Genomic DNA, 22,116 nt, shown 5'->3' on the forward strand with positions numbered 1-22,116 from the left:
TTTTTCATTGGCTCTCATAAACATTCCATATCCGCGCCGCAGGCGTCGGAGTCGCGTAGCGGCGGCGACTGCATGCGCACCAGCGCCTCCGAAGTGATGACGATGCCGCGCCGGCCGGCCTGGCAGATATCGGCGTAGTCCGCTACCGCATCGCGCGACGCCTCGCTGAAGCTGCCCTCGATATCCGAATCGTTGAAACTGGAAGCCGCACTGAGCAGGCGATCGACGATCGGCACCACCAGCTTCAGGCAGTACTGCACGCGGATCTTCAGCAGGTTGGCATCCTGGATACCGGTGCCCGGGCGGTACATCAGGTTGTCGTTGGGGATGGCGTAGTCGGATTCGTCGCTGTCCCACTCGCCATAGGCGCTGAAGTTGTTCAGGCTCGGGCTGATACGGGTCACCACGGCGTAGTTGTCCACTTCCGCCCCCGCCTCTTCGAAGGCGCGCTCCTTGTCGGCATCGGTGTTGTGGTGAACGAACAGCGGCGTGAGGCCACGGATCAGGCCCCGGCGGATACCTTCGTAGCTGGCCCCGTTGAGAGCGCCAATGCGCGCGCCCTGGAAGGTCGCGTAGTTGAGGCTGTTCTTCGCCGAATATATGAAGGCGGCCTGGATGGTGCCGAAGATCAGCATCACCAGCACCGGCAGAATGATCACGTATTCCACCAGGGCCTGACCGGATTCGCGGCGTGTGCTCATCAGGGCTCCTGTTGCACCACGGGTACGTCGAAGGCCTTGAGCACGGCCTCGGCCTTGCTCGCCACCGGCGCAATGCGCGGATCGTTGCGATCGAGGTGCAGGTACATTTCCGCCACGGTATGCCCAACGCCCTGCAACTGCAGGTAGACCAGGTTGTGCCAGGCCTTGGCGTGGCCGGAGTCGCGCAGCACCGCCTCGCGGTAGGCGGCCATGGCACCCTGCACATCACCCTGCTTGGCCAGGCTGTTGCCCAGGCGGTAGCGCATGTCGGCATCGCTCGGCAGCGCTTGCGCCAGTTCGCGATAGTCGCGGGTGGCGCGTGCATAGTCGCCATCGGTGTAGGCCTGGGCGGCTTCACGCTGCACCGCCAACAGATCGCCATGCTGGCCGCCGAGGCCGCTGCAGCCTCCGAGCAGTAGCAGGGACAGGATGATCAGGGCACGCATTCGAATACATCTCCTTCGCCAATATTCAGTCTGCCGGCCTCGCCGGCGGCCAGCTCGATTACGCTGCGCGCACCACGGCAAGCCGACATGCGCCATGGGGCCAGATTGTCCACACGCTTGAGCACCCGCCCACTGGCATCGAGAAACAGCACATCGATGGCATAGCCCATGAACCAGCAGTGCACCGCATTGCAGGGCCTCAGCCAGATACCCTGTTGCGGCAGCGGTTGCGGCCGCCCGAGCAACCCGCGGGCCCGGCGCAGCACATCGAAGGCCGCCAGCAGACACAGCTCGGTCAGCGTGACGCCATCACGGCTAACCCTGGCGCGAACATGTCTGGCCATCAGCCTTGCCCCATGAACTTGACCACGATGGGAAACAACAGGATGACGAAGGTCAGCGGGAAGATGAACAGGATCAGCGGAATGATCAGCTTCACCGGTGCCTGCATGGCGGTCTTCTCGGCACGCTGGAAGCGCTCTTCGAGGCGCTGCTGGGCCTGGATCTGCAGGGTGCCCTTGAGGCTGGAGCCCATCTTCTCGGCCTGTACCACCGCACGCACGAAAGTGCTGATGTCCTTGAGGTTGACGCGCTGCTCCATGCGCGTCAGTGCCTCGGCCCGCGGCAGGCCGGAGCGGATATCGCGCAGGACGATGCGGAACTCGTTCTTCATCGCGCCGTTGGGCCCCTTGTCCACCGCCTGCTGCAGGGCGCCGAGGAAGTTCAGGCCGGCGTCCACGCACATGGTCAGGTATTCGAGGAACACCGGCAGGTTGCGCACGATGTCGCGGTCGCGGCGGTTGCGTGTGTCGTTGATCCACAGCTCCGGCAACACCGCGCCGAGACAGAACATCAGCAGCAACACCGACCACATCACCCCGCTCTTGCCGCTGAGCATGGGCATCAGGGCAATCAGCGGCAGCAACAGTGCCAGGGTCACGCACAGGCCGAAGTAATCCTCGGGCGTCAGTACATAGAGCGCGCCGGTGCGCTGCAGGCGGTGATCCAGCTTGTCGAGAAACTTGGGCGGCAGCATGGAGCCGAGGAAATACGAGGCCAGCCGCACCAGCGGCCAGACCGGCTTCATCAGCGGCGGCACCGGGTCCATGTAGGCACGACTTTCGTCCGGCACATAGCGGAAAAGGGCCATGAACACCAGGATGAAGCAGGTCACCGCAACGCCCGTGCCGGCACCGCTGAACAAGGCAAGTAGTTCGCTCATCAGGCGTCGATCCGGGTGATTTTCTTGATGAAGGTGAAACCGAGGACTTCCATCACCACCATCACCGCCAGAACCATCAGGCCCATGCGTGTGGTGTACAGCTGGCTCATGGCCTCGGGCTCGATGGCGCTGAGGATGCCGGCGAGAAAGATCGGCAACATGGCCATGAAGATGCCCTGCGCACGTCCCTGCGAGGTCAGGCTGTCGATCTTGCCTTCCATCACCTTCTTGCGCCGCAGAGTGGTGGCCATGCCGTTGATGGTCTCGACCAGGTTACCGCCCACCTCACGACTGATACGCACGGCAGAGCTGGCCATGATGAAGCTGGGCAGGGGAATACGCTCCTCCATCTTCACCAGGGCATCCTCCAGGGTCACGCCCAGACGCAGCTTCTTCACCAGTAGGCCGAATTCCTGACTCAGCGGGGCCGGCGATTGCTGCACCACGTTCTCCAGGGCCATGTTCAGGCTGGCGCCGGATTGCAGGCTGCTGGACAGCAACATGAAGGCGTCCGGCAGCTGCTCCTCGAACTTCTGCAGGCGCTTGCGCTTGAGCATCTTGAACACCATGCCAGGCACGAACAGCGACACCAGTGCCCCGGCGATGGTGATCACGGTGATCTGGAACAGCACATGCAGGAACAGCGGCACCAGCACCAACAGCATCAGGTTGAACACGAACAGCTGCTGACCGCTGGCGAAGATGAACATGTCGGCCAGCTCCACCTCGGCGCTGGCGCTGAACTGGCGGCGATAGAAGCCCAGGTTGGCGAGAATCACCCGGCCGAAGATCAGCGCCAGGCAGAACACGCTCATGGCAATCGACGCCACGCACAGGATGAACAGCAAGCCGCCCATATCAGACCTCCTGATTGGTGCTGAAGATGCTCATATCCACCGGAATGCCTCGGCTACGCAGCTCCTCGTAGAACTCGGGCACCTGGCCGGTGGCCAGATAGCGTCCCTTGACCCGGCCATTCTGGTCGAACCCCTGCTGACGGAAGCAGAAGATCTCGTTCAACAGGATAGTGCCCTGCTCCATGCCGGTGACCTCGGTGATGCTGGTGATGCGTCGCGAGCCGTCGCCGAAGCGGGTCTGCTGCACGATGATGTTGACCGCCGAGGAGATCTGCTCGCGGATTGCCTGCACCGGCAGGTCCATGCCCGCCATCAGCACCATCACCTCAAGACGGCGCAGCATGTCGCGCGGCGAGTTGGCGTGACCGGTGGTCAGCGAGCCGTCGTGGCCGGTGTTCATCGCCTGCAGCATGTCCAGCGCCTCGCCACCGCGGCACTCGCCGACCACGATACGGTCGGGGCGCATCCGCAGGCAGTTGCGCACCAGGTCGCGAATGGTCACCTGGCCCTTGCCCTCCATGTTCGCCGGACGCGACTCCAGCGATACCACGTGCGGCTGCACCAGTTTCAGCTCGGCGGCGTCTTCCACCGTGACCACCCGCTCCTCCGACGGAATGAAGTTGGAGAGGATGTTGAGCAAGGTGGTCTTGCCCGAACCGGTACCGCCGGACACCACCACGTTGAGACGCTGCTCAACCGCCGTGCGCAGGAAGGTCACCATGGGTTCGTTGATCGAGCCGTAGCGGATCAGGTCGTCGGTGGTCAGCTTGTGCTGGGAAAACTTACGGATGGTCAGGCACGGGCCCTTGAGCGCCAGCGGTGGAATGATGGCGTTGACCCGCGAACCGTCCTTGAGGCGCGCGTCGACCATCGGCGAGCTCTCGTCGATACGCCGGCCGAGTGGCGAGATGATCCGCTCGATGGTAGCCATCACCGTGGCGTCGGAGCTGAAGTTGACCGTCGTGCGCTCCAGGCAGCCGGCGCGCTCGACATAGATGTCGTCGTGACGGTTGACCATGATCTCGGTAACGCTCTCGTCGGCCAGCAGGTCTTCCAGCGGCCCCAGGCCCACCGCCTCGTCCAGCACGATCTTGCGCAGCACGTCGCAGTCGATGCACTTGGGCAGACGCCCGCGGATCTGCTCCATGATCTCGTCGACCAGCTCCGACAGGCGCGCGCGCACCTCGTCCGGTGCCATGGTTTCCAGATCCATGCGGCGCAGGTCCATGGAGCGGAACAGTTCGGCATGGATGTACTTGGACCACTCCATGTAGGCGGCCTGGTCGTGGCTCACCACGCCGGCGGCCTCTTCCTCGTTGAACGGCAGGTCGCTGTCGGTGGGCGGCATGTCGTCGGTTTCGGCCAGCAGCGGGCGCACCCGCACCAGATAGCCGCCGATGCCGATCACATCGTCTTCGCCCAGCGGGCCGTAACGCCCTACCAGCTTGCCGTTGACTTCCAGCTCGTAGCCGCGGCTCAAATCCTCGACGAACAACCCGGCCAGCGACTGCTCGATGCGGGCATGGATCGGCGCCACGCGCCAGCCGCGCAGACGCAGGATGCAGGTACGCGCCTTACCCAGCTCGCACTGGGTGGTGGCGCAGGTGAGCTTGTCGACCGGCTGACCGTTGCGGTAGGTGACTTGCAACTCGAACATGCCTAGCTCCTCAGTCGAGCAGGCCGGCCTGGGTCGACTTCTCAAAGTCCTCCAGCAGGCGTTCGGCGCGATCCAGCTCACGCTGGTTGACGGTAGTACCAGGGCCGCGCATCAGCTCGGGGGTGATGAAGATCACCATCTCGCTCTGGCTGCCCTTGAAGCTCTTGTTGCGGAAGAACGCCCCGAGAATTGGGATGTCCTTGAGCCACTTGATGCCTTCGTAGGTGGCCTGGTTGTCGCGGTTGACCAGGCCGGACAGCACCAGCGTCTCACCCACCCGCAGCTGCACCTCGTTGTCGGTACGGCGGGTCTTGAACGCCGGGTAGTCGCCGACCTGGTTGGATTTGTCCAGCTGGCTGATTTCGGCCATCACCTGCGCAGCGATGCGGTCCGTACCGTAGATCTGCGGCTTGATGTTGAGGATGATGCCGAACTCCTTGTACTCCACCGAAGGGCCGTTGACGCTGCTGGTCACCACCGGCACTTCGCCGCCCACGGTCAGCTCGGCATTGCCGCCACTGCGTGCGGACAGGCGCGGCGAAGCCAGGGTCAGGGCCGAACCGTTGGCCTCCAGCAGGTTGATGCGCGAGGTGATTTCGGTGGCGATACCCCAGTAGCCATTGGTGCCGGTATTTCCGACGGCATCGTTGAGGTCGTCGAAGGTGCCGCTGTCACTGGGGAACTGGCCGCGGAAGTAGGGGTTGCTGCGCTTGTCCGAGGAGAACACGAAGCTCGGACCGTTGATGCTGGTGCTCCAGTTGACGCCCAGCTCCTCCACGTCGTCCTTGGCGAACTCGGTGATGCGCACATCGAAATAGATCATCGGCGCGACGAATTCGGACATCGGCTGGGCCAGTACCAGCAGGTCCGGGTAGCGCTCCTGCAGCAGCTTGATGCGTTCCATGTCGATCTCGTTGAGATCGCCATCGACCACGATCTGCCGCCCTACCGGCTTGATAGAGATGCCCGGAATCTGCCCGAGCATGGCGCGCACTTCCTCCAGCATCAGCCCGGAGTCGGACTTGGTCGCCGCGCCGCTCTGCTCTTCGGCCAGTACCAGCACGTTGTCGTAGAATTTCACCGCATCCTTGGCACGGGCCAGGTCCTGAGTGTGCAGCCGGCCTTCCAGCACCACCTGACGGCCTACGGTGCGAATCTTCAGGCCGGGGATATCCGAGAGCAGCGCACGCAGCTCGCCGATCTGCCGGTAGCCGTTGGCTTTCACCACCACCACGTCCATCTGCTCGCGGTGGCCATCGGTGAACCAGGCCTGCACCGTAGTTTCGCCCTCGGTTTCGGCGGTCAGCACCATCTCCTGGTTCTTCAACAAGGTGGCGCCGAGCAGCTCGACGTTACCGACTGCCAGGCGCTCGATGCCCGGCGCTTCCAGTACCCGCACATCACCTTTATAGAGCGTCAGCTGGGCCGGCAGGCTGTCGGCGGCCTGCGCCAGCGATGCTGCGATCATCCCCAGAAAAGTCATCAACCATCTTGCTTTCATCGTTATTGTCTCGAAGCCTGAATTTTCTTCTTTTGCGTCGGCCGTGCAGCCACCCGCGCCTTATTCCACGCGGATGTTCTGCACCGGGATGATGCCGTTCTTGCCGGTCCCGCCCGGAATGAACTGCACCATGCGACTGGCCTGTTGCGCTTCGCCCTCCTGGGAGGCATCACCGGCCGCCAGCGCGGTATCGGCGCTGGACTGGCTCTGCACGCTGGCGCTGACGCCGGAGGCCACCACGTTGCCGTTGGCATCGACCACCTTGCCATCCACCAGCTTGCCCACCACCTTGCCGTCGGCGTCATACACGGTGTCGCCCTTGACCGTACCGATGGCTTTGCCGGAGGCATCGCGCACCACGCGCACGGCATCCTGCTGCACCTCGACCTGAGCGCCGGCGATGGCCTGGCCGTCGTTGCCGACCACCTTGCCGTCGACCACCCTGCCCACTTCTCGGCCCTGGGCATCGAGCACCTTGTCGCCGACTACGGTGCCAATCACCTTGCCGGAAGCATCGCGCACCACGCGCACGGCGTCGTCCTTGGGCTTGCCGTTCTCGTCCAGCAGCACCTTGTCGACCTGGCCCAGCACCTTGCCGTCGACACCGACGGCCTTGCCGTCCTTGATCACGCCAAGCACCTTGCCCGAGGCGTCGACCACCTGGCCGTCGACCACCCGGCCGATGATCTTGCCGTTGGCGTCGCGTACCACTTCGCCCATCTGCCCGACCACCTTGCCGTTGGCATCCACCAGCGCGGTCTCGACCTTGCCCAGCGAATTGCCCTCAAGGCCGACCGGCTTGCCGTCCTTGATCACGCCAATGACCTTGCCGTCGGCATCGACCACCTTGCCATTCACTACCCGGCCGATGATCTTGCCGTTGGCATCGCGCACCACCTGCTGCTCGCTGCCACGGGACTTGGCTTCCGGCTGCGCGTTGGACTTGCTCATGTCCACCACCCGACCGTTGGCATCCAGCGCCGCATTGCGCTCGACCTTGCCCAGCGCTTCGCCCTTGAGGCCAACCGCCTGACCGTTGCGCACCACGCCGATGACCTTGCCGTCGGCATCCAGCACCTTGCCGTCGACTACCCGGCCGATCACCTTGCCGTCGGCATCGCGCACCACGTCGGCACGCTCGCGCACGCGCAGCAGCGGATCGTCGGCAGCCACGTCCTTGACCACCCGGCCGAGCGCCTTGCCATCGAAGGTCACCGGCTTGCCGTCGACTACCTTGCCGACAATGCGGCCCTGGGCATCGACCACGTTGTCGCCGACGATGCGCCCGACCAGATTGCCGTTGGCATCCAGCACCACATCGGCCTTCTCGGTGGGTGGCGGCTCCAGCAGGTTGGCCACGGTAATCTGGCCGAGCTTGGCGAAGCTGGTGTCCTTGGGATGACGCAGCACGGCGACCAGATCGCCACTGCGCTCGGCCAGCTCCACGCGGGCCACCTGCTGCGGGGTGAGCATCAGGCTGACGGTGGAGAAGTTCATGTTGAAACCGTCGGCCGAGTTCTGGTCGTAGAAGGTCTCGTACTTGCGCCCGCTGGAGTCCTCGCGGCCGGCGGCAACCACCACCACGTTCTCCAGCACGGTCATGACCACGTCGTCGGCCAGATTCGGCTGCTCCTGCAGGCCGATGTCGGTGGCGGCAAAGCTGCCCAGCAAGTCGACATGGTCACCGGGGCGCAGCAGGCCGTCGAAGGAATTGACCTTGCTGATCTTCACCGTCTTGGCGCGCTTGCCCAGTTCGACGTTCTCGGAAAAACGGCTGACCGCGCTGCCCTCCACCGAGCTCCAGGCAATCGGCTTACCCTTCTGCAGCGGCGCTTCGACCATGCGCCCGTCGAGCTTCTTCCAGTCCTGCGCCAGCACCGCGCCGGAGGGCACGAACTGCGCCGGCACTTCCAGCACGGCGACTTTTTCCTTGCCGATCACCTCGGCCTTGCCCAGGTCCTTGCGCGGCACGATGACCGCTACCTTGCGCTCCACCGGCGGCTTGTAAGCCTCGCGGTACTGCGCTTCCTTGCTCTTCAAGTACAGCCAGGCCGCCCCGCCCGCCAATGCGCCGCAAATCACCGCGATGATCAGCAACTTGCTCCCCGAAACCGGTTGCATACCCTTTCCCCTAGCGAATCAAATTCTTTTTCTATGGCCCTGCGGGCCGGTTCTCTTGTTATGCGCGGCCTCAGTAGGGGCCGCTCAGTGTCCAGTCGCTTGCACCCTCGGTCAGAATCCAGCGTCCCTGGCAGCCGCCACTGCCCTGATCCGCGCTGGAGATATAGCCAAGGTTGTTGGTAGGCGACTCGACGATGGCGTTGTTGGTGGTGGTCACCTGATTGCCGGAGCCGTCGTCCTCGGTCTTGTCGAAACTGACAATCCCGCTGCCGGAATATCCCGTCAGCGTTAGCTCGTTATTGACCCAGTCCAGGCTGCGCACGATGCAGCGCGAATATCCATCCCAGTTGGCGATGGTGGACGACTGGCTGAGCACCATCTGCACCAACTCGCCATCCGGTACCTTGGCTATCGAGTAGGTCTCACCGGAGACCTGCACCTTGGACATGGAGTAGATGTAGCCATCCACCTCGTAACCGAAGGTACTGGCGTTACCGCTGCTGTCGAGCACCTGCACTGGGCGTGTATCGGCCACTACCGCACTGCTTGGCACCTTGCTGGTCAGCTCGCCCTTGAGCGGCTCGTAGTACTTGCCATTGACCTCGTAACCGAAGCCCACCACGTTGCCATTGACCACAAAAGCCTTTAGTGCCAAGGCATTGCCTTCATCGTCGACATACACGCTCCCAGTACTCACACCGGTAATGGTTTCACCGTTGATCACGGCAACCTGCTGGCCGGTTTCCTCATCGTATTCGTAGGTACCAATGGAGTTGCCGTTGAGGTCATAGATGGTGGTGCCGTTGACCGTACCGATCACATTGCCTTGGGAGTCGTACACGTAGTTGACCTTGTTCAGGGTTTCGGCCAACTCTGGCGTATCGTCATCCACGCCGCCGTCACCCGGAATACCATCGTCATCCTCCACTGCGGCATCGTCGGACGGCGGCGCGGCAACCTTGATATCGCCGTAATCCTGGATATCGCCGATGGCTGCCGAGTAGCCTTCGTAGTTGTTATGCAAGGCGTCGAGCATGGTCGGGATGCAGCCCTTGCTACTACCTGCCGGCTCGCAGGGAGCCAAGGTCAGCGCGGCGACCAAGGTGCCACCGATACCCAGCGCCACCAGGTATTCGGTCATCGCCTGCCCGCGCTGCCTCTTCATCAGCGGTCCATCCGATTGAGCAGAATCTGGGTCTGTTCGCCCTCGGTACGCATAAACACTACCGAAAGCTGTTCGAGCCCTTTGCTGTAGATCAGCGTTGCGTTGTTCTGCGCGAAGGCGCGGCGGCTAAGCTGCCAGCCGGCACGCACCATCTCGGTCTGGTACCAACTGACGGCGCCACTCATTTCCTGCGGATACAGCAGCATCACCAGTTGCCCATCGCGGTGCTCGTCCTGGCTCTGCATATCAGTCACCACCACAGCATCCGGCGGCATCGGCACACCAGCCCCCAGTGGCCGCGCCACCAACTCCTTGTCCGGAGGATTGACCAGCATCAGCCGCCCGGTGGTCTGCGCCTGCTGGATACGCGCCTGAACCATCATCATGCAGTCATCGTTGATGTGCATGACCTGCTGCCAAGCGCCGAATTCGGTGAAATCCACCACCCCGGCCCAGCGATCAGCATAGAAATCGAGCACCGCCTGCAAACTCGCGTCTACACGGAAACCCTTTACGCTCATCGGCGTATTGTTCCATTGCATGGCTTCGGCCACGGTGGCCAGTTGCATGCCATCCATCTGTGGAAAGTCATCGAAATCGCAGTCACCTCGTGCGATCAGAGGCAGCACGCTAAGGCAAAGCAGCAGAGCAGAACAGGTCTTATTCATCGAAGTAACAGAATCCAAAATCACACTCGACATCGGCCTCGGGGATCGGCTCGGTACCCACGTAGCCGAAGTCCACCTTGCCGAAAGTAGGCTCGAAGTTGCCGATGAAACTGATCACTGCGTTGATCACCGCGTTGTCCATCATGGTACCGATGGCAAAGTCGTCTGCCCGCTCCTTAAAATGGTGCTCGCCCTGAGCATTCCAGCCGTCGGCGAGAATGGCGCCGTTGGCGGTCATGGTCAGGCCATCGGGGAGATATGCTGGCCCGAGAAAACCTTTGCTGGCGTTGGCTTCCAGGCCAGTATTGGCGAGGTTGACCTGCATGCTGACCGAGGGTTTGAAGTAGTTGTCGACAGGATGGTCGACCTTCAGGAAGCCTTCGTCGCCAACAATATTGAGCATGTCCAACGGCTTTCTGATCATCAACTCCATGCCGTCGTTGTAGACGCCTAGCACCTTATAGGCGAAAGACGGTGTTCCCTGTGGATTGAGACTGCCACTGTCGGCACCACCGCTACCGAGCATCTGAGCACCGTTGCTCCAGCGCCACAGGGCGTGCTGGCTGCCAGCCGCTATACCAGACACATCAGCACTGGAAAGGACTTCAGGTGCCGCGGCGAACGTCAACAAGCGCTTTTCACCACTGGCGCTGATTGCTGCGTCACTGCGCACGGCCACGTCGTAGCCAGGCTCGGTGGTCTCACTGGGCTGATCGCCATTGTCGTACCAGACCGTACGTTCCCAGGTGACATAGCGGGCCAGCTGCTGAGTCTGGAAGCTCATGTCGAGCAGTTTGGCCAGGGTTGGCACCACCAGGAACAGGATCAGCAGCACGCCGGCGGTCATCACCACGAACTCGGTCATGGCCTGGCCTTCGCATCTTGGCTTAGGGAACATAATTGCCGAGCTCATTGAGTACGGCATCCTTGGCCGTGCCGGTGACCTGGTCGAACACCTCGTCGACCACCTCTTCTGCGTACTGTTTTACCGGCGGCTTGACGTTCTTCAGCAACTGCTCCTTGGCCGGTTCGGTGAGCGACTCCAACGCCGTGTCGATCACCCACTCGGCCACGCCCATGATGCCGCTGGACAGATTCAGCTCCTCCATCAGGTCAAAGGGATTGATCTCGCCGGTGGCAATCATCATGGTGATGGCGCTGGGCTCACGCAGGCGCGCATCCCAGAACGGGCTGAACTGGCTGGCCACCTCGGGCTTGTCGGCGCGCGGGCTGGCGAAATAGGTTTCCGCCGAGGACACCGTCATCAGCGCATCAGTCTCCTGCCACATCACCGTGGCGTATGCACTGCTCAGCGTGCCGTCGACCGGCCCCTGGGTATCCAACTGGAAGCGGTGCAGATTATTGCCGGAGGAGCCATTCAGGTTGAGCCCATCCGGGCTGTCGGTAGTCGGCACGTCCTTCAATTTTTTGGCCACGGCGATACTGAACTCGTGGCTGGTACCAGACTCGGCGAAGGAGTCGTTGAGGGCGAAGAAGGATGGCGGGCCGGCGTAGTTGGTCTTCACATCGGCCGGAATGGTGCCGTAGATATTGCGCACCTGCCCCCAGAACCAGGTCACGGCATGCACCATGTGGAAGGTATCGTTGTACATGCCTGGCGCCATACCCATCGAGTCCATGCCAGGAAAGCCCCACTGAGGCGCAGTGCGCATCGCATCGGCATCCTCCGCCACCAGTTGCTCGGTGGCACCACTGATAGGCATACCGAAGCCCAGCGGAATATTGCCGTCGATAATGGTGAAACACTTGGTACCCACCACTGGGAACCACAGGCACAACTCGATGACGATATCCACATCCAGCTTGAAGCCCAGCGAGGTGTAGTCGATGGAGGTCCAGCCATAGCGCTCTATGCCATCGCCGGTAGAACTGGTACGCAGCGGGTTGTAGCGATAGGCGGTGCCGCCATCGTTGAACGAACCCATTTCCAGGGTCAGGCTGAAGCTGATGCGAATCGGCCCCAACGGCAGGGTGATTTCCGGCGTACTCAGTGGCGGCGGCCCCAGATTGAAGTGCCGTTTGGCCAGCCAGTCGTTGCGGTTGTCGTTGATGATGGCAGCGAAGCGCTTATAGGCCTCCTTGGCATCGTCGTTGGGTGGCGGATCGCTGGCACCGGCCTTCTTCTTGTAGCGCTCGGGGTTGGTGTCCACCAGCATGGTCTCGGGGCCGTTGAGGCCACCGAGAAAGGAGCCCACAACTTCATCAGTGGTCGAAGGTTCCTCGTCAGCAGCACCTACTCCTCCGGCCGCCCCGCCGCCACTGCTGCTCATGGCGCTGCTGGCTTGGCTGTAGAGATTCTCGTAGCTGAAGGTGTCGCCGAAATAAGTCAGCGCCGCATTCTGGGTCAGGAAGTAATAGCCGAGTAGCGGGATGTAAAGATCGTCATTGGGGTCGGCATCAGTGGGATTCTGATGCGCCTCGACCACATCGATCATGCTTTCGATCTGCGCCTCCACCGTGGCCATGGCGAAGGCTTTCTGGAACATGGACAGCGCCATGTTGAAATAGGAAACGGTGGTCGGATAGAAACCGATCAGCGGGTTGGATACCGCGTCGATGCCATAACCGATGGCGATGTAAGGGATGTAAACCGCCTTGAGCAGGTCGGCCAGGTTGGGCCGAGGTGAAGGCGGAACTACCGGAATCTGGTAGGCAGGAAAGGAGTCCAGCCAACTGGGGATTGTCTTGTAGCGCTTGGCCCATGAACGCATCGCCACCATCTGCCCCACGGACAGCTCGTTGGCCACCATGGCGCGGTTGGTATAGGCGATGAAGTTCTGGTTGCGGGCGAACAGCTTGGCTTCGGTATACACCGCCGCATCGGCCGCGTTCTCCAGTTGCACGCGGTCGCGGGTGAGGATGCCGTGGTTGTACACCAGCAACATCGCCACCACGGCCACACCTAAAAAGAGCAGGCCAAAGACGATAGCCTGCCCTTTCTGAGCGGCATGATTGATAAGCCGCACCTTAGTAGGTACTTAGCTAATGGTTTACTTCTCAGACTGCTGGAAATTACCGAGGTCGTAGTCTTTAGACGCCTCGGTCCCGGCTTCGGTACCGGCTGCAGCACCCTGATTGGTAGCAGTCTGACCACCCAGCTCGGCCGCCATATCACCCACCTGGCCACGCACAGTGTCGCCGAACAGGTTGTAGACGACGATGGCGGCAATGGCGATCAGCGCCACGATGATGATGTACTCGGTCATGCCCTGGCCCAGCTGACGAGCGCGCGCTTTGATGTTCATGTTGCAAGGTACTCCTGATTTTTATTGGTAGTGGCAGATCTATGGCAGATGGCCAATACACTACCAAAGTCGTAGGAATTAGTCGCAACAAACTTCGCAAAAAACATTGACATTGACCGAATGGCCAGATTTAGCCATCAAGCACCGGCAAGCCGAGCTAAACAGCCGCGATTCAACCCAGCAATGACTGCAATAAAACCCTGCCCTGCGGCCAATCACCCAGCTTGCTATCGCCATTGATATGCCCGCACACCCCGAGGTTGTGCCAGCGACTTCCCCACCGCGCGGCGACGGCCTGGGTGTATGCCAGGCTCGCGTAAGGGTCATCGCAGCTGGCCACTACCAGGCTGGAGAAAGGTAGTGACTGCTCCGGCAGTGGTGCGAAACCCTGCAGGTTCAGCTCGGCGGCCGGCCCCTGCGGATCGGGCGGTGCCACCAGCAGTGCCGCGCGCACGCGCTGTTGGGTCTGCGCCGCCCAGTGCGCCACCAGGTTGCAACCGAGGCTGTGGGCAACCAGCACGCAACCCGCTCCGGCCTCAGTCACCGCGGCCTCCAGATTCGCCACCCACTCGGCGCACACCGGGTTCAGCCAATCGCGCTGCCGTACCCGAACAAAACTGGCGTCCTGGCTTTGCCAGCGGCTTTGCCAGTGCCCGGGACCCGAGTCGCCGTAACCGGGGATGATCAGAAAGGTCGTTTGCATCGTGCTGCCTCGTCATGTGCGCCCGGCTAAGCGCTCAGCGAGGTGCGCTCTCCAGAAGACTTTTCAGGTGGTCCACGCCCAGTTGCGCGCGCCGCTGCAGGGTCGGCCGTACCAGCGGCAGCAAAAGCACGCGAACCAGACGGGCATTGTTGCGACTGTACATGGCCCACTGCACATGGGTCTCGACCCCGAGCCCCTCCAGCAGTATTTCCATGCGTGGTAGCAGTGGTGGGAAATTGCCCTCGGTGACGAAACGCCGCCCGACTTCGACCTCCTTCACTTCGATCTCGATCTGCTGTTTTCCGCGCAGCGGAATGCTGACGGTTTCCCGATAACGCTTGCCGAGCGTAGCCACTGGCAAGGTATCGACCGAGACGATATCGATCACGCCGGGAAACCATTCGGCAAAGCGCTGCATATCGCTGATCAAGGCGAAAACCTGGTCAACTGAGCAACGGATGGTGGTGCTGGCTTCTGCAAGCAGTTGCATGACGGGTCCCTCCGAATGCTGGCACGGCTGCGCAGCATAACCGCTGCAATCACCGCCGCCATGAAATCCATGCATCGACAAGTATTACCGGGCGATTCAGTGGGAGCGGTTGGGCAGCACTGCCGCTTTAGCCGAAAAAGGCGCCATGCCAAGGCCCCCATTCGCGGCTAGAACCGCACCCACGCAGAAGTCGTCATTGGTTCAGCCATAAAAAAGGGCAGCCACTGGGCTGCCCAAATCACACGGAGCTATTACACCATCAGTGCGCGACGGCACCGCTGGCGCCGAGGCCGGTCTGCGAGCGGACGAACTGCGGGAAGAAGCGCTCGCGCTCCTCGCTGCCGACGCTGGACTTGTCGGTGACGGAGAAGAACCAGATCCCGGCAAACGCCACCAGCATGGAGAACAGCGCCGGATATTCGTAGGGGTAGACCGGCGTGGCGTTGCCGAGAATCGTGACCCACACGGTCGGGCCGAGCACGGTGAGCGCTACGGCGGTCACCAGCCCCAGCCAACCGCCGATCATCGCGCCACGGGTGGTCAGCTTCTTCCAGTACATGCTGAGGAACAGCACCGGGAAGTTGCAGCTGGCGGCGATGGAGAAGGCCAGACCGACCATGAAGGCGATGTTCTGCTTCTCGAACAGAATACCCAGGCCGATAGCCAGCACGCCGAGCGCCACGGTGGTGATCTTCGACACGCGCAGCTCATCTTTCTCGTTGGCCTTGCCCTTCTTGATCACGCTGGCATACAGGTCGTGGGACACCGCCGAAGCACCGGCCAGGGTCAGGCCGGCAACCACCGCGAGGATGGTGGCGAAGGCCACGGCCGAGATGAAACCGAGGAACAGGCTACCGCCCACCGCATTGGCCAGGTGTACCGCAGCCATGTTGTTGCCGCCCAGCAGCGCGCCGGTGGCGTCCTTGAAGGCCGGGTTGGTGCTGACCAGCAGGATGGCGCCGAAGCCGATGATGAAGGTCAGGATGTAGAAGTAGCCGATGAAACCGGTGGCGTAGAACACGCTCTTGCGCGCTTCCTTGGCATCGGACACGGTGAAGAAGCGCATCAGGATATGCGGCAGGCCGGCGGTACCGAACATCAATGCCAGACCCAGGGAAATCGCCGAGATCGGGTCTTTCACCAGGCCGCCGGGGCTCATGATGGCCTCACCTTTCGGGTGCACCTTGATCGCCTCGGAGAACAGCTGGCCGAAGTCGAAGTTGACGTGTTTCATCACCATCAGCGCCATGAACGAAGCGCCGGACAGCAGCAGCACGGCCTTGATGATCTGCACCCAGGTGGTCGCCAGCATGCCGCCGAACAGCACGTAGCAGACCATCAGGATGCCGACCATCACCACGGCGACGTGGTAGTTGAGGCCGAACAGTAGCTCGATCAGCTTGCCAGCACCAACCATCTGCGCGATCAGGTAGAAAGCCACCACCACCAGCGAGCCGCTGGCGGACAGGGTGCGAATCTGCGTCTGGCCGAGACGGTAGGAGGCGACGTCGGCGAAGGTGTACTTGCCCAGATTGCGCAGGCGCTCGGCAATCAGGAACAGGATCACCGGCCAGCCGACCAGGAAGCCGATGGAGTAGATCAGGCCGTCGTAGCCCGAGGCGAACACCAGCGCGGAAATCCCCAGGAAAGACGCCGCCGACATGTAGTCGCCGGCAATCGCCAGACCGTTCTGGAAGCCGGTGATGCTACCGCCGGCAGTGTAGAAGTCGGAGGTCGACTTGCTGCGCTTGGACGCCCAGTAGGTAATGGCCATGGTGAAGCCGACGAAGGCCACGAACATGATGATGGCCGACAGGTTCAGCGGCTGGCGCTGCACCTCGCCCTCGATGGCTCCGGCGGCCCACAGCGCGGGCGTCACGGCCAGCAGGCCGCAGGCGCCGAGAATACGGGAGATCATTGTTGCACCTCGTCGAGTACGGCCTGGTTGAGGCGGTCGAATTCGCCATTGGCACGCTTGACGTAGATACCGGTCAGCACGAAAGCCGAAAGGATCAGGCCGACGCCCAGGGGAATGCCCCAGGTGGTGGAAGAGCCGGCGCTGAGCGGTGTGCCGAGCAGCTGCGGCTCGAAGGCGATCAGCAGGATGAAGGCCAGGTACAGGCCCAGCATGATGGCAGAGAGTGACCAGGCGAAACGGTCGCGTTTGGCGACCAGCTCCTGGAAGCGCGGATTCTCTTCAATCCGCTTGTAGACGCTGTCGTTCATTGTTGTTGTCCTCCTCAGCAGGGTTGCCGGTGCGGCCACTCTAAAGCGCTGAAAAGCCCGAGACAGACGACCTTAGTCGAATCGGCGGGGGCTTCACGACCAAAGTCGTAGGGGTCTAGGCGGCCACGCCGGCATCTGCTAAGACCAACTGCACTAAGGACTTCCCGAACCCTATCGAGGAGGCCAAGCCCCCGGCCGGGTTCATGGTGCGATGTCTGAATCTGAATAGGCAGATCAGTGCGATCTGCCGACACCTGCTGATGCTCCGGCGAATCCTAAGATGAGCTGCAAAAGCACGACGACCTCGCCCGGTATCATCCCAGGGCAGAGGGCATGCATGTTTTCACATATGGGGCTGGGCCCGGATCGTTTCACGAGCATCCCGAGGCGAATTTTTCATCGGAGAACCGGCGCCTGGATACTGCGTCAGGCCTGCCAGGGCATGAGCCTGCTGACCTGCAGACATGGGTAAGCGTTATTGCGCACGATGGTGACCAACCGGATATCGGCCAGATCTCCGCATCGTGCTCTTCTGGGTCACCACGCACGCCAGGAGCGCTGGAGGGTGCCGAAAGCTCGAGGCAGAGATCGTTGCGCACGCCGCCAGGCAATCTCTATAGGTGTCCCGGAACGATCAGGCCACGCTGTCGATAACTGTCGATGGCGATGCCAAAGGCACTGCTGGAGAACACTTCCTTGACCCGGTAGGGCTTGCCGCACGAGTCGCGAGGCGACTCCTGCAGGTCGACCACCCGCTCCTTGCAGGGAGCCTTAAGCTCGTTGAGCACGACAAGCACCCGCGGCTTCAGTTTGCTGCCAGGTGGACAGCCGATGATGATGCCCACCTCGCCATTGCTGAACTCGACGATTTCGCCTGGCGGGTAGATGCCGATCAGCTGGACGAAGGCCTTTACGATTTCCGCATCGAAATGGCTACCGCGTGCATCGAACAGGATACGCAGCGACTCCAGTGTCGACTTGCCCTTGCTGTACACACGATCACTGTTGATCGCATCGTAGCTGTCGACCACGGCGACAATCTTGGCGAAGTAGGGAATCTTGCTGGCATCCAGGCCACGCGGATAGCCCCGACCATCCAGCCGCTCATGGTGGGAATAAGCCACATCGACCGTCGCGGCCGTCACCTGCTGATTGCTCATCAACAGCTTGCGCCCTTCCGCCGCATGACTCTGCATGATCTGCAGTTCTTCCTCTGTCAGTGCGCCTGGTTTGTTGAGAATCTCGTCGGGGACCTTGATCTTGCCGACATCGTGGAGCATGCCGCAGACGCCAATCTGCTCGAGCTGCAAGGGCAGCAGCCCCAGCTCGCGGCCCAGTGCAATCGACAGGATGGCCACGCGCAGCGAATGTTCGGAGGTGTACTCGTCCTTGTTCTTAATCCTGGCCAGCCAGAGCATCGCCGCCGGGTTGCGCAGAATGCTCTCGACGCAGCCTTTGACCACTTCCTTCACGGCGGCCACATCCAGCTCCTGCCCCAGCTTGATCGCCTGCAGGATGCGCAGCGATTGATCCCGCGCCGCCTGATAGGCCGGCACGGCCTGCTCGATCTCGGCACTGAAGGCAACCTTGCCGATCACTGGCTGCAATTCGGGCTCTATCGCCGCCTGATTCTCACGAGCCTGCTGGCGGACACCAATGGAACGCCGCGCATCTACCCAGACGAACTGGCAAACCTCCTGCAGCAGGCGGATCTCCTGCTGCTGGCGAATACGGAAGCCTTGGAAAAGGAAGGCGGTTTCAGTCCATGGGCGATCCAGCTCGACCACATACATCCCGATAGCCAGCTCGTCGACCGCAATCTTGAGCCGCGTACCGTCGTTGTTATGCATATCCAACTACCAGAAAACATGAGGGCGCCAAGCACGCCCAGCCAAATACCCGACCCTCTCAGGTTAGCCGCATGCGCAAGAGAGTAGTTCCAATCGCAGAACCATTATTGCCTCCCCCTCATGCTTAAAAGCTATTCCGACCATGAAGAGCCTGTATTTCCCTGCATCAACAGCAGCGCATAGTCTTGCACTGAACAGTAACAATTCTCATTAGAGACCAATCATGTTCAAGACTGTCACCTTCACCCTCATGCATTTCTGTATCGCCTTCAGCGTGACCTACGCGCTGACCGGCAGCCTCGCTGCAGGCGGCCTGGTCGCGGCCATCGAGCCGTTGTGCAATTCGGTGGGTTTCTACTTCCACGAAAAGATCTGGCAGCGCTTGGAAAAACCGGGCAAGCCCCGCGAAATCCCCAAGCACGCCTGGTTGCACCACCACGCCTGATGCGCATGGCTGTCCGCCGGCTCGGGGCATCCGCTAAGATGCGCGGCCTTGCCACCTCGCAGCCGCAGCCATGAGCCACAGCCCACGCGCTTTCCTCCTGCCCTACCTGATCGCCCTTCTGCTGGCACTGGCTGCCCTCGCCGGCACCTGGTACTGGGTCGGCCGCCCACTGCCGCTGGCCGCAGTCGCCACGCCAACGCACAAGCTGCAATGCGCCTCCTACACACCATTCGGCAAGGACCAGTCGCCCTTCGACCAGCCGCTGCAGGTGCGCCGCGAACAGGTGGAAATCGACTTCGACCAGTTGGCCAAGCGCTTCGACTGCGTGCGCACCTATTCGCAGACCGGCCTTGAAGCGCTGCCCGAACTGGCCCGCAAACATGGCCTGAAGATGCTGGCCGGCGCCTGGGTCAGCAGCAACCCGGTGGATACCGAGCGGGAAATCGCGGCGCTGGTCGCCAATGCCAAGGCCAACCCGGATGTGATCGAAGCGGTGATCGTCGGCAACGAGGCCCTGCTGCGCAAGGAAGTCACCGGCGAGCAGTTGGTCAGGCTGATCGAGCGGGTCAAGGCCGAAGTGGCGCAGCCAGTGACCTACGCGGACGTCTGGGAGTTCTGGCTGCAGTATCCGCAGGTGGCCCCAGCGGTGGATTTCATCACCATCCATCTGCTGCCCTACTGGGAAGACGAGCCCAGTGGCATCGACGCCGCGCTGGACCAGGTCGCCAACGTACGCCGCAGTTTCGGCAACGCCTACGCGCCCAAGGACATCCTGATCGGCGAGACCGGCTGGCCCAGCGAGGGCCGCCAGCGCGAAACGGCACTGCCGAGCCGGATCAACCAGGCGCTGTTCGTGCGTGGTTTCGTCAAGCTTGCCGAGGACAACGGCTGGCGCTACAACCTGATCGAAGCTTTCGACCAACCCTGGAAGCGTGCCAGCGAGGGAGCCGTCGGTGGCTACTGGGGTCTGTTCGACGCCAATCGCCAGGACAAGGGCATTCTCGCCGGGCCGGTGTCCAACCTGCCGCACTGGCCACTGTGGCTGGGCGCCAGCGGCCTGCTGCTATTCGCTGCGCTGGTTCTCGCAGGGCGCCCGACCTCGACTCGCGCCGCCCTGCTGCTGCCCTTCACCGCCGCCTTCGGCGCCGCCTGCGCCCTGGGCTGGAGCGAGCTGGCCCAGGTCACCAGTCGCTACTGGGGCGAATGGCTGTGGGCCGCCGCTCTGCTCGGTCTCAATCTGCTGGTACTGGCGCATGCCGTGCTGGCGCTGGCGACGCCCGATGGCTGGCGCGCCCGCGCCTTCGCCTGGCTGGAAGCTCGGGGCGGCTGGTGGCTGGCCGCCGCCGGTTTCGCCGGTGCGGTACTGATGCTCGGTCTGGTATTCGACGCCCGTTACCGCAGCTTCCCCAGCCTGGCTCTGCTGCTACCGGCGCTGGTCTACCTGTGCCGCCCGGCGCGCGGTCCGCGCCGCGAGATCGCCCTGCTCGCCGTCATCATCGGCGCCGGCATCGCTCCGCAGCTGTACCTGGAAGGCCCGCACAACCTGCAGGCCATCGGCTGGGCGCTGACCAGTGCCCTGCTGGTGGCCGCCCTGTGGCGCAGCCTGCGCAGCCCGCGCGGCTGAACGGGCGACAAGAATGCCTGGGCTGCTACTGCTCGCGCTGATGACCCTCGATCTGAGCGCCTGCGTGCCCTACCGAGCCCTGCGCCCGAAGGCTGAACTGTCAGCGCGTTGACCTCCGGCAGTGAGGTCAGCGGTTCTCCCGCACCAGGCGCAGCCCCGCCAGCACCAGGGCGAATACCGCCAGACTGGCGCTGTACAGCACCAGCGCCGGCAAGCCCAGCAGCAGGGCCAGCACGGCCAGGGCGCGGCCCACCTTGCCGGGAAGGACAAAGGCCAGCGCGGCCACCAGCAGCGAAGCCCAGGCGATCACCCGGAAATGGATCAGGTAGCCGAGACCGGCGCGCACCTGGCACTCCCAGCGCGCGGCCTGCTCCACGCACAGCCCCACCCACTGCGCATCCTCCATCAGCGCGAAACGCACGCCATAGCAGGCCGCCAGCCACGACGACAGCAGTAGCAGCAACAGCACAACAGGCACGGGGCGGGACATTGGCGTATTCCGTCGGTCGAAAAAGTCGCCCAGCTTAATCCGCCCGGCATCGGGTGCAAGACCAGCGGGATAGTATTTGCCGATGAACCTTCGCCGCCTGTTGCTCATCTTCGTCACCCTCGGCCTGCTCGCGCTGGGCTGGGACTGGTTGCGCCAGCCAGAAGAACTGGCCAACCCGCCACCTGGCAGTTACCAGCGCAACGGCTACACCATCACCCCGTTGCAACCGTTCGAGCTGCAGGCCCGGGTACTTGGCCGTGAAGACTACCGCTTCGATCGGGGCGCCGCGGTGGCGCCTACCGACCTGGCGCTGGGCTGGGGGCCGATGGCCGAACCGCAGATCCTGGCGCAGATCCGCATCACCCAGGGCAACCGCTGGTATCGCTGGCGCGTCAGCGAGTTCCCCATCCCGCGTCGGGATATCGAAACCCACAGCGCCAACATGCATCTGATCCCGGCCACCCCCGAAGTGGCGCGTACCCTGGCCGCCATTACCCCCGGCGAGACCATCAGCCTGAGCGGCCAACTGGTGCGAGTGGAGGGCAGCGACGGCTTCACCTGGCTCAGCTCGCTGAGCCGCGAGGACACCGGCGATGGCGCCTGCGAGCTGATCTGGGTAGAGAGCCTTGGCATTCTCGATTGAGCCGGCACGCTTGCACTTGTCATGCCGGCAGTATTCACTCC

22 protein-coding genes are annotated in these 22,116 nt (G+C 62.5%); 3 read left to right on the forward strand and 19 right to left on the reverse strand.

The genetic code is table 11. From position 1 onward, the window contains the following. Nucleotides 1–14: 14 nt before the first annotated feature. From AYB31_RS09150 to AYB31_RS09235, 18 genes are all read right to left on the reverse strand, one after another. On the reverse strand, nucleotides 15–701 hold the full coding sequence (locus tag AYB31_RS09150) for a TadE family protein (protein ID WP_068827921.1): 687 nt from the start codon (nucleotides 699–701) through the stop codon (nucleotides 15–17). After that, nucleotides 701–1,147, reverse strand: a complete 447-nt coding sequence (locus tag AYB31_RS09155; RefSeq protein ID WP_068827923.1) for a tetratricopeptide repeat protein — start codon at nucleotides 1,145–1,147, stop codon at nucleotides 701–703. The genes AYB31_RS09150 and AYB31_RS09155 overlap by 1 nt, the downstream gene beginning before the upstream one ends. Then, nucleotides 1,135–1,491 carry a DUF192 domain-containing protein gene (locus tag AYB31_RS09160; protein ID WP_082805256.1) on the reverse strand — a complete coding sequence of 119 codons (357 nt, stop codon included), beginning with the start codon at nucleotides 1,489–1,491 and terminating at the stop codon, nucleotides 1,135–1,137. The genes AYB31_RS09155 and AYB31_RS09160 overlap by 13 nt, the downstream gene beginning before the upstream one ends. After that, the gene (locus AYB31_RS09165; protein ID WP_068827925.1) at nucleotides 1,491–2,369 is read right to left on the reverse strand and encodes a type II secretion system F family protein; all 879 of its coding nucleotides are present in this window, start codon (nucleotides 2,367–2,369) and stop codon (nucleotides 1,491–1,493) included. Before AYB31_RS09165 ends, AYB31_RS09160 begins: the two co-directional genes overlap by 1 nt. After that, entirely contained in the window at nucleotides 2,369–3,226 is an 858-nt protein-coding gene (locus AYB31_RS09170; RefSeq protein ID WP_068827927.1) for a type II secretion system F family protein, read from the reverse strand. The genes AYB31_RS09165 and AYB31_RS09170 overlap by 1 nt, the downstream gene beginning before the upstream one ends. Before the next feature lies 1 nt (nucleotide 3,227). Then, nucleotides 3,228–4,883 (reverse strand): ATPase, T2SS/T4P/T4SS family, encoded by a 1,656-nt coding sequence (locus AYB31_RS09175; RefSeq protein ID WP_068827929.1) that lies wholly within the window; start codon nucleotides 4,881–4,883, stop codon nucleotides 3,228–3,230. Nucleotides 4,884–4,893: 10 nt separating this feature from the next. Next, on the reverse strand, nucleotides 4,894–6,366 hold the full coding sequence (locus tag AYB31_RS09180; RefSeq protein ID WP_068827930.1) for a type II and III secretion system protein family protein: 1,473 nt from the start codon (nucleotides 6,364–6,366) through the stop codon (nucleotides 4,894–4,896). Nucleotides 6,367–6,444: 78 nt separating this feature from the next. Beyond that, nucleotides 6,445–8,505, reverse strand: a complete 2,061-nt coding sequence (gene cpaB, locus AYB31_RS09185; protein ID WP_068827932.1) for a Flp pilus assembly protein CpaB — start codon at nucleotides 8,503–8,505, stop codon at nucleotides 6,445–6,447. A gap of 70 nt (nucleotides 8,506–8,575) precedes the next feature. Further along, nucleotides 8,576–9,670 (reverse strand): hypothetical protein, encoded by a 1,095-nt coding sequence (locus AYB31_RS09190; RefSeq protein WP_068827933.1) that lies wholly within the window; start codon nucleotides 9,668–9,670, stop codon nucleotides 8,576–8,578. Next, entirely contained in the window at nucleotides 9,670–10,239 is a 570-nt protein-coding gene (locus AYB31_RS09195; RefSeq protein WP_153020678.1) for a hypothetical protein, read from the reverse strand. The genes AYB31_RS09190 and AYB31_RS09195 overlap by 1 nt, the downstream gene beginning before the upstream one ends. 91 nt (nucleotides 10,240–10,330) lie before the next feature. Further along, on the reverse strand, nucleotides 10,331–11,203 hold the full coding sequence (locus AYB31_RS09200; protein WP_068827936.1) for a hypothetical protein: 873 nt from the start codon (nucleotides 11,201–11,203) through the stop codon (nucleotides 10,331–10,333). Between the two features lie 22 nt (nucleotides 11,204–11,225). Continuing rightward, nucleotides 11,226–13,253 carry a hypothetical protein gene (locus tag AYB31_RS09205; protein WP_068827938.1) on the reverse strand — a complete coding sequence of 676 codons (2,028 nt, stop codon included), beginning with the start codon at nucleotides 13,251–13,253 and terminating at the stop codon, nucleotides 11,226–11,228. Nucleotides 13,254–13,349: 96 nt separating this feature from the next. Then, entirely contained in the window at nucleotides 13,350–13,604 is a 255-nt protein-coding gene (locus AYB31_RS09210; protein WP_068827939.1) for a hypothetical protein, read from the reverse strand. 172 nt (nucleotides 13,605–13,776) lie between these two features. Then, nucleotides 13,777–14,307 carry an RBBP9/YdeN family alpha/beta hydrolase gene (locus tag AYB31_RS09215; RefSeq protein ID WP_068827940.1) on the reverse strand — a complete coding sequence of 177 codons (531 nt, stop codon included), beginning with the start codon at nucleotides 14,305–14,307 and terminating at the stop codon, nucleotides 13,777–13,779. Between the two features lie 34 nt (nucleotides 14,308–14,341). Next, nucleotides 14,342–14,797 (reverse strand): SRPBCC family protein, encoded by a 456-nt coding sequence (locus tag AYB31_RS09220; RefSeq protein WP_068827942.1) that lies wholly within the window; start codon nucleotides 14,795–14,797, stop codon nucleotides 14,342–14,344. A gap of 259 nt (nucleotides 14,798–15,056) precedes the next feature. Further along, on the reverse strand, nucleotides 15,057–16,715 hold the full coding sequence (locus AYB31_RS09225) for a cation acetate symporter (protein ID WP_068827943.1): 1,659 nt from the start codon (nucleotides 16,713–16,715) through the stop codon (nucleotides 15,057–15,059). Then, complete coding sequence (locus AYB31_RS09230; protein ID WP_068827945.1) at nucleotides 16,712–17,023, reverse strand: DUF485 domain-containing protein; 312 nt, start codon at nucleotides 17,021–17,023, stop codon at nucleotides 16,712–16,714. Before AYB31_RS09230 ends, AYB31_RS09225 begins: the two co-directional genes overlap by 4 nt. 614 nt (nucleotides 17,024–17,637) lie before the next feature. Continuing rightward, complete coding sequence (locus AYB31_RS09235; protein ID WP_068827946.1) at nucleotides 17,638–18,873, reverse strand: HD-GYP domain-containing protein; 1,236 nt, start codon at nucleotides 18,871–18,873, stop codon at nucleotides 17,638–17,640. 223 nt (nucleotides 18,874–19,096) lie between these two features. On the opposite strand from AYB31_RS09235, the gene AYB31_RS09240 reads away from it, so the two are divergent. Both AYB31_RS09240 and AYB31_RS09245 read left to right on the forward strand, forming a co-directional pair. After that, nucleotides 19,097–19,318, forward strand: coding sequence for a DUF2061 domain-containing protein (locus AYB31_RS09240; RefSeq protein ID WP_068827948.1), 222 nt, complete (start codon nucleotides 19,097–19,099; stop codon nucleotides 19,316–19,318). 70 nt (nucleotides 19,319–19,388) lie between these two features. Beyond that, on the forward strand, nucleotides 19,389–20,942 hold the full coding sequence (locus AYB31_RS09245; RefSeq protein WP_068827949.1) for a glycoside hydrolase family 17 protein: 1,554 nt from the start codon (nucleotides 19,389–19,391) through the stop codon (nucleotides 20,940–20,942). A gap of 127 nt (nucleotides 20,943–21,069) precedes the next feature. Here the strand turns inward: AYB31_RS09245 and AYB31_RS09250 are convergent, their stop codons facing one another. Beyond that, nucleotides 21,070–21,432, reverse strand: a complete 363-nt coding sequence (locus AYB31_RS09250; protein WP_068827951.1) for a hypothetical protein — start codon at nucleotides 21,430–21,432, stop codon at nucleotides 21,070–21,072. Between the two features lie 82 nt (nucleotides 21,433–21,514). Here AYB31_RS09250 and AYB31_RS09255 point away from each other — a divergent pair, with 82 nt between their 5' ends. After that, a complete protein-coding gene (locus AYB31_RS09255) occupies nucleotides 21,515–22,075 on the forward strand; it encodes a hypothetical protein (protein WP_068827952.1) in 561 nt (186 codons plus the stop codon). Nucleotides 22,076–22,116: the final 41 nt, after the last annotated feature.

This window comes from Pseudomonas sp. BMS12 (assembly GCF_001592875.1).
Taxonomy (GTDB): domain Bacteria; phylum Pseudomonadota; class Gammaproteobacteria; order Pseudomonadales; family Pseudomonadaceae; genus Aquipseudomonas.

Excerpts from the sequence above, each read along its gene's own strand:
- AYB31_RS09150 (WP_068827921.1), bottom strand. The coding sequence starts at position 701 with ATGAGCACACGCCGCGAATCCGGTCAGGCCCTGGTGGAATACGTGATC.
- AYB31_RS09155 (WP_068827923.1), bottom strand. The coding sequence starts at position 1,147 with ATGCGTGCCCTGATCATCCTGTCCCTGCTACTGCTCGGAGGCTGCAGC.
- AYB31_RS09160 (WP_082805256.1), bottom strand. The coding sequence starts at position 1,491 with ATGGCCAGACATGTTCGCGCCAGGGTTAGCCGTGATGGCGTCACGCTG.
- AYB31_RS09165 (WP_068827925.1), bottom strand. The coding sequence starts at position 2,369 with ATGAGCGAACTACTTGCCTTGTTCAGCGGTGCCGGCACGGGCGTTGCG.
- AYB31_RS09170 (WP_068827927.1), bottom strand. The coding sequence starts at position 3,226 with ATGGGCGGCTTGCTGTTCATCCTGTGCGTGGCGTCGATTGCCATGAGC.
- AYB31_RS09175 (WP_068827929.1), bottom strand. The coding sequence starts at position 4,883 with ATGTTCGAGTTGCAAGTCACCTACCGCAACGGTCAGCCGGTCGACAAG.
- AYB31_RS09180 (WP_068827930.1), bottom strand. The coding sequence starts at position 6,366 with ATGACTTTTCTGGGGATGATCGCAGCATCGCTGGCGCAGGCCGCCGAC.
- cpaB (WP_068827932.1), bottom strand. The coding sequence starts at position 8,505 with ATGCAACCGGTTTCGGGGAGCAAGTTGCTGATCATCGCGGTGATTTGC.
- AYB31_RS09190 (WP_068827933.1), bottom strand. The coding sequence starts at position 9,670 with ATGAAGAGGCAGCGCGGGCAGGCGATGACCGAATACCTGGTGGCGCTG.
- AYB31_RS09195 (WP_153020678.1), bottom strand. The coding sequence starts at position 10,239 with ATGCAACTGGCCACCGTGGCCGAAGCCATGCAATGGAACAATACGCCG.
- AYB31_RS09200 (WP_068827936.1), bottom strand. The coding sequence starts at position 11,203 with ATGACCGAGTTCGTGGTGATGACCGCCGGCGTGCTGCTGATCCTGTTC.
- AYB31_RS09210 (WP_068827939.1), bottom strand. The coding sequence starts at position 13,604 with ATGAACATCAAAGCGCGCGCTCGTCAGCTGGGCCAGGGCATGACCGAG.
- AYB31_RS09215 (WP_068827940.1), bottom strand. The coding sequence starts at position 14,307 with ATGCAAACGACCTTTCTGATCATCCCCGGTTACGGCGACTCGGGTCCC.
- AYB31_RS09220 (WP_068827942.1), bottom strand. The coding sequence starts at position 14,797 with ATGCAACTGCTTGCAGAAGCCAGCACCACCATCCGTTGCTCAGTTGAC.
- AYB31_RS09225 (WP_068827943.1), bottom strand. The coding sequence starts at position 16,715 with ATGATCTCCCGTATTCTCGGCGCCTGCGGCCTGCTGGCCGTGACGCCC.
- AYB31_RS09230 (WP_068827945.1), bottom strand. The coding sequence starts at position 17,023 with ATGAACGACAGCGTCTACAAGCGGATTGAAGAGAATCCGCGCTTCCAG.
- AYB31_RS09235 (WP_068827946.1), bottom strand. The coding sequence starts at position 18,873 with ATGCATAACAACGACGGTACGCGGCTCAAGATTGCGGTCGACGAGCTG.
- AYB31_RS09240 (WP_068827948.1), top strand. The coding sequence starts at position 19,097 with ATGTTCAAGACTGTCACCTTCACCCTCATGCATTTCTGTATCGCCTTC.
- AYB31_RS09245 (WP_068827949.1), top strand. The coding sequence starts at position 19,389 with ATGAGCCACAGCCCACGCGCTTTCCTCCTGCCCTACCTGATCGCCCTT.
- AYB31_RS09250 (WP_068827951.1), bottom strand. The coding sequence starts at position 21,432 with ATGTCCCGCCCCGTGCCTGTTGTGCTGTTGCTGCTACTGCTGTCGTCG.
- AYB31_RS09255 (WP_068827952.1), top strand. The coding sequence starts at position 21,515 with ATGAACCTTCGCCGCCTGTTGCTCATCTTCGTCACCCTCGGCCTGCTC.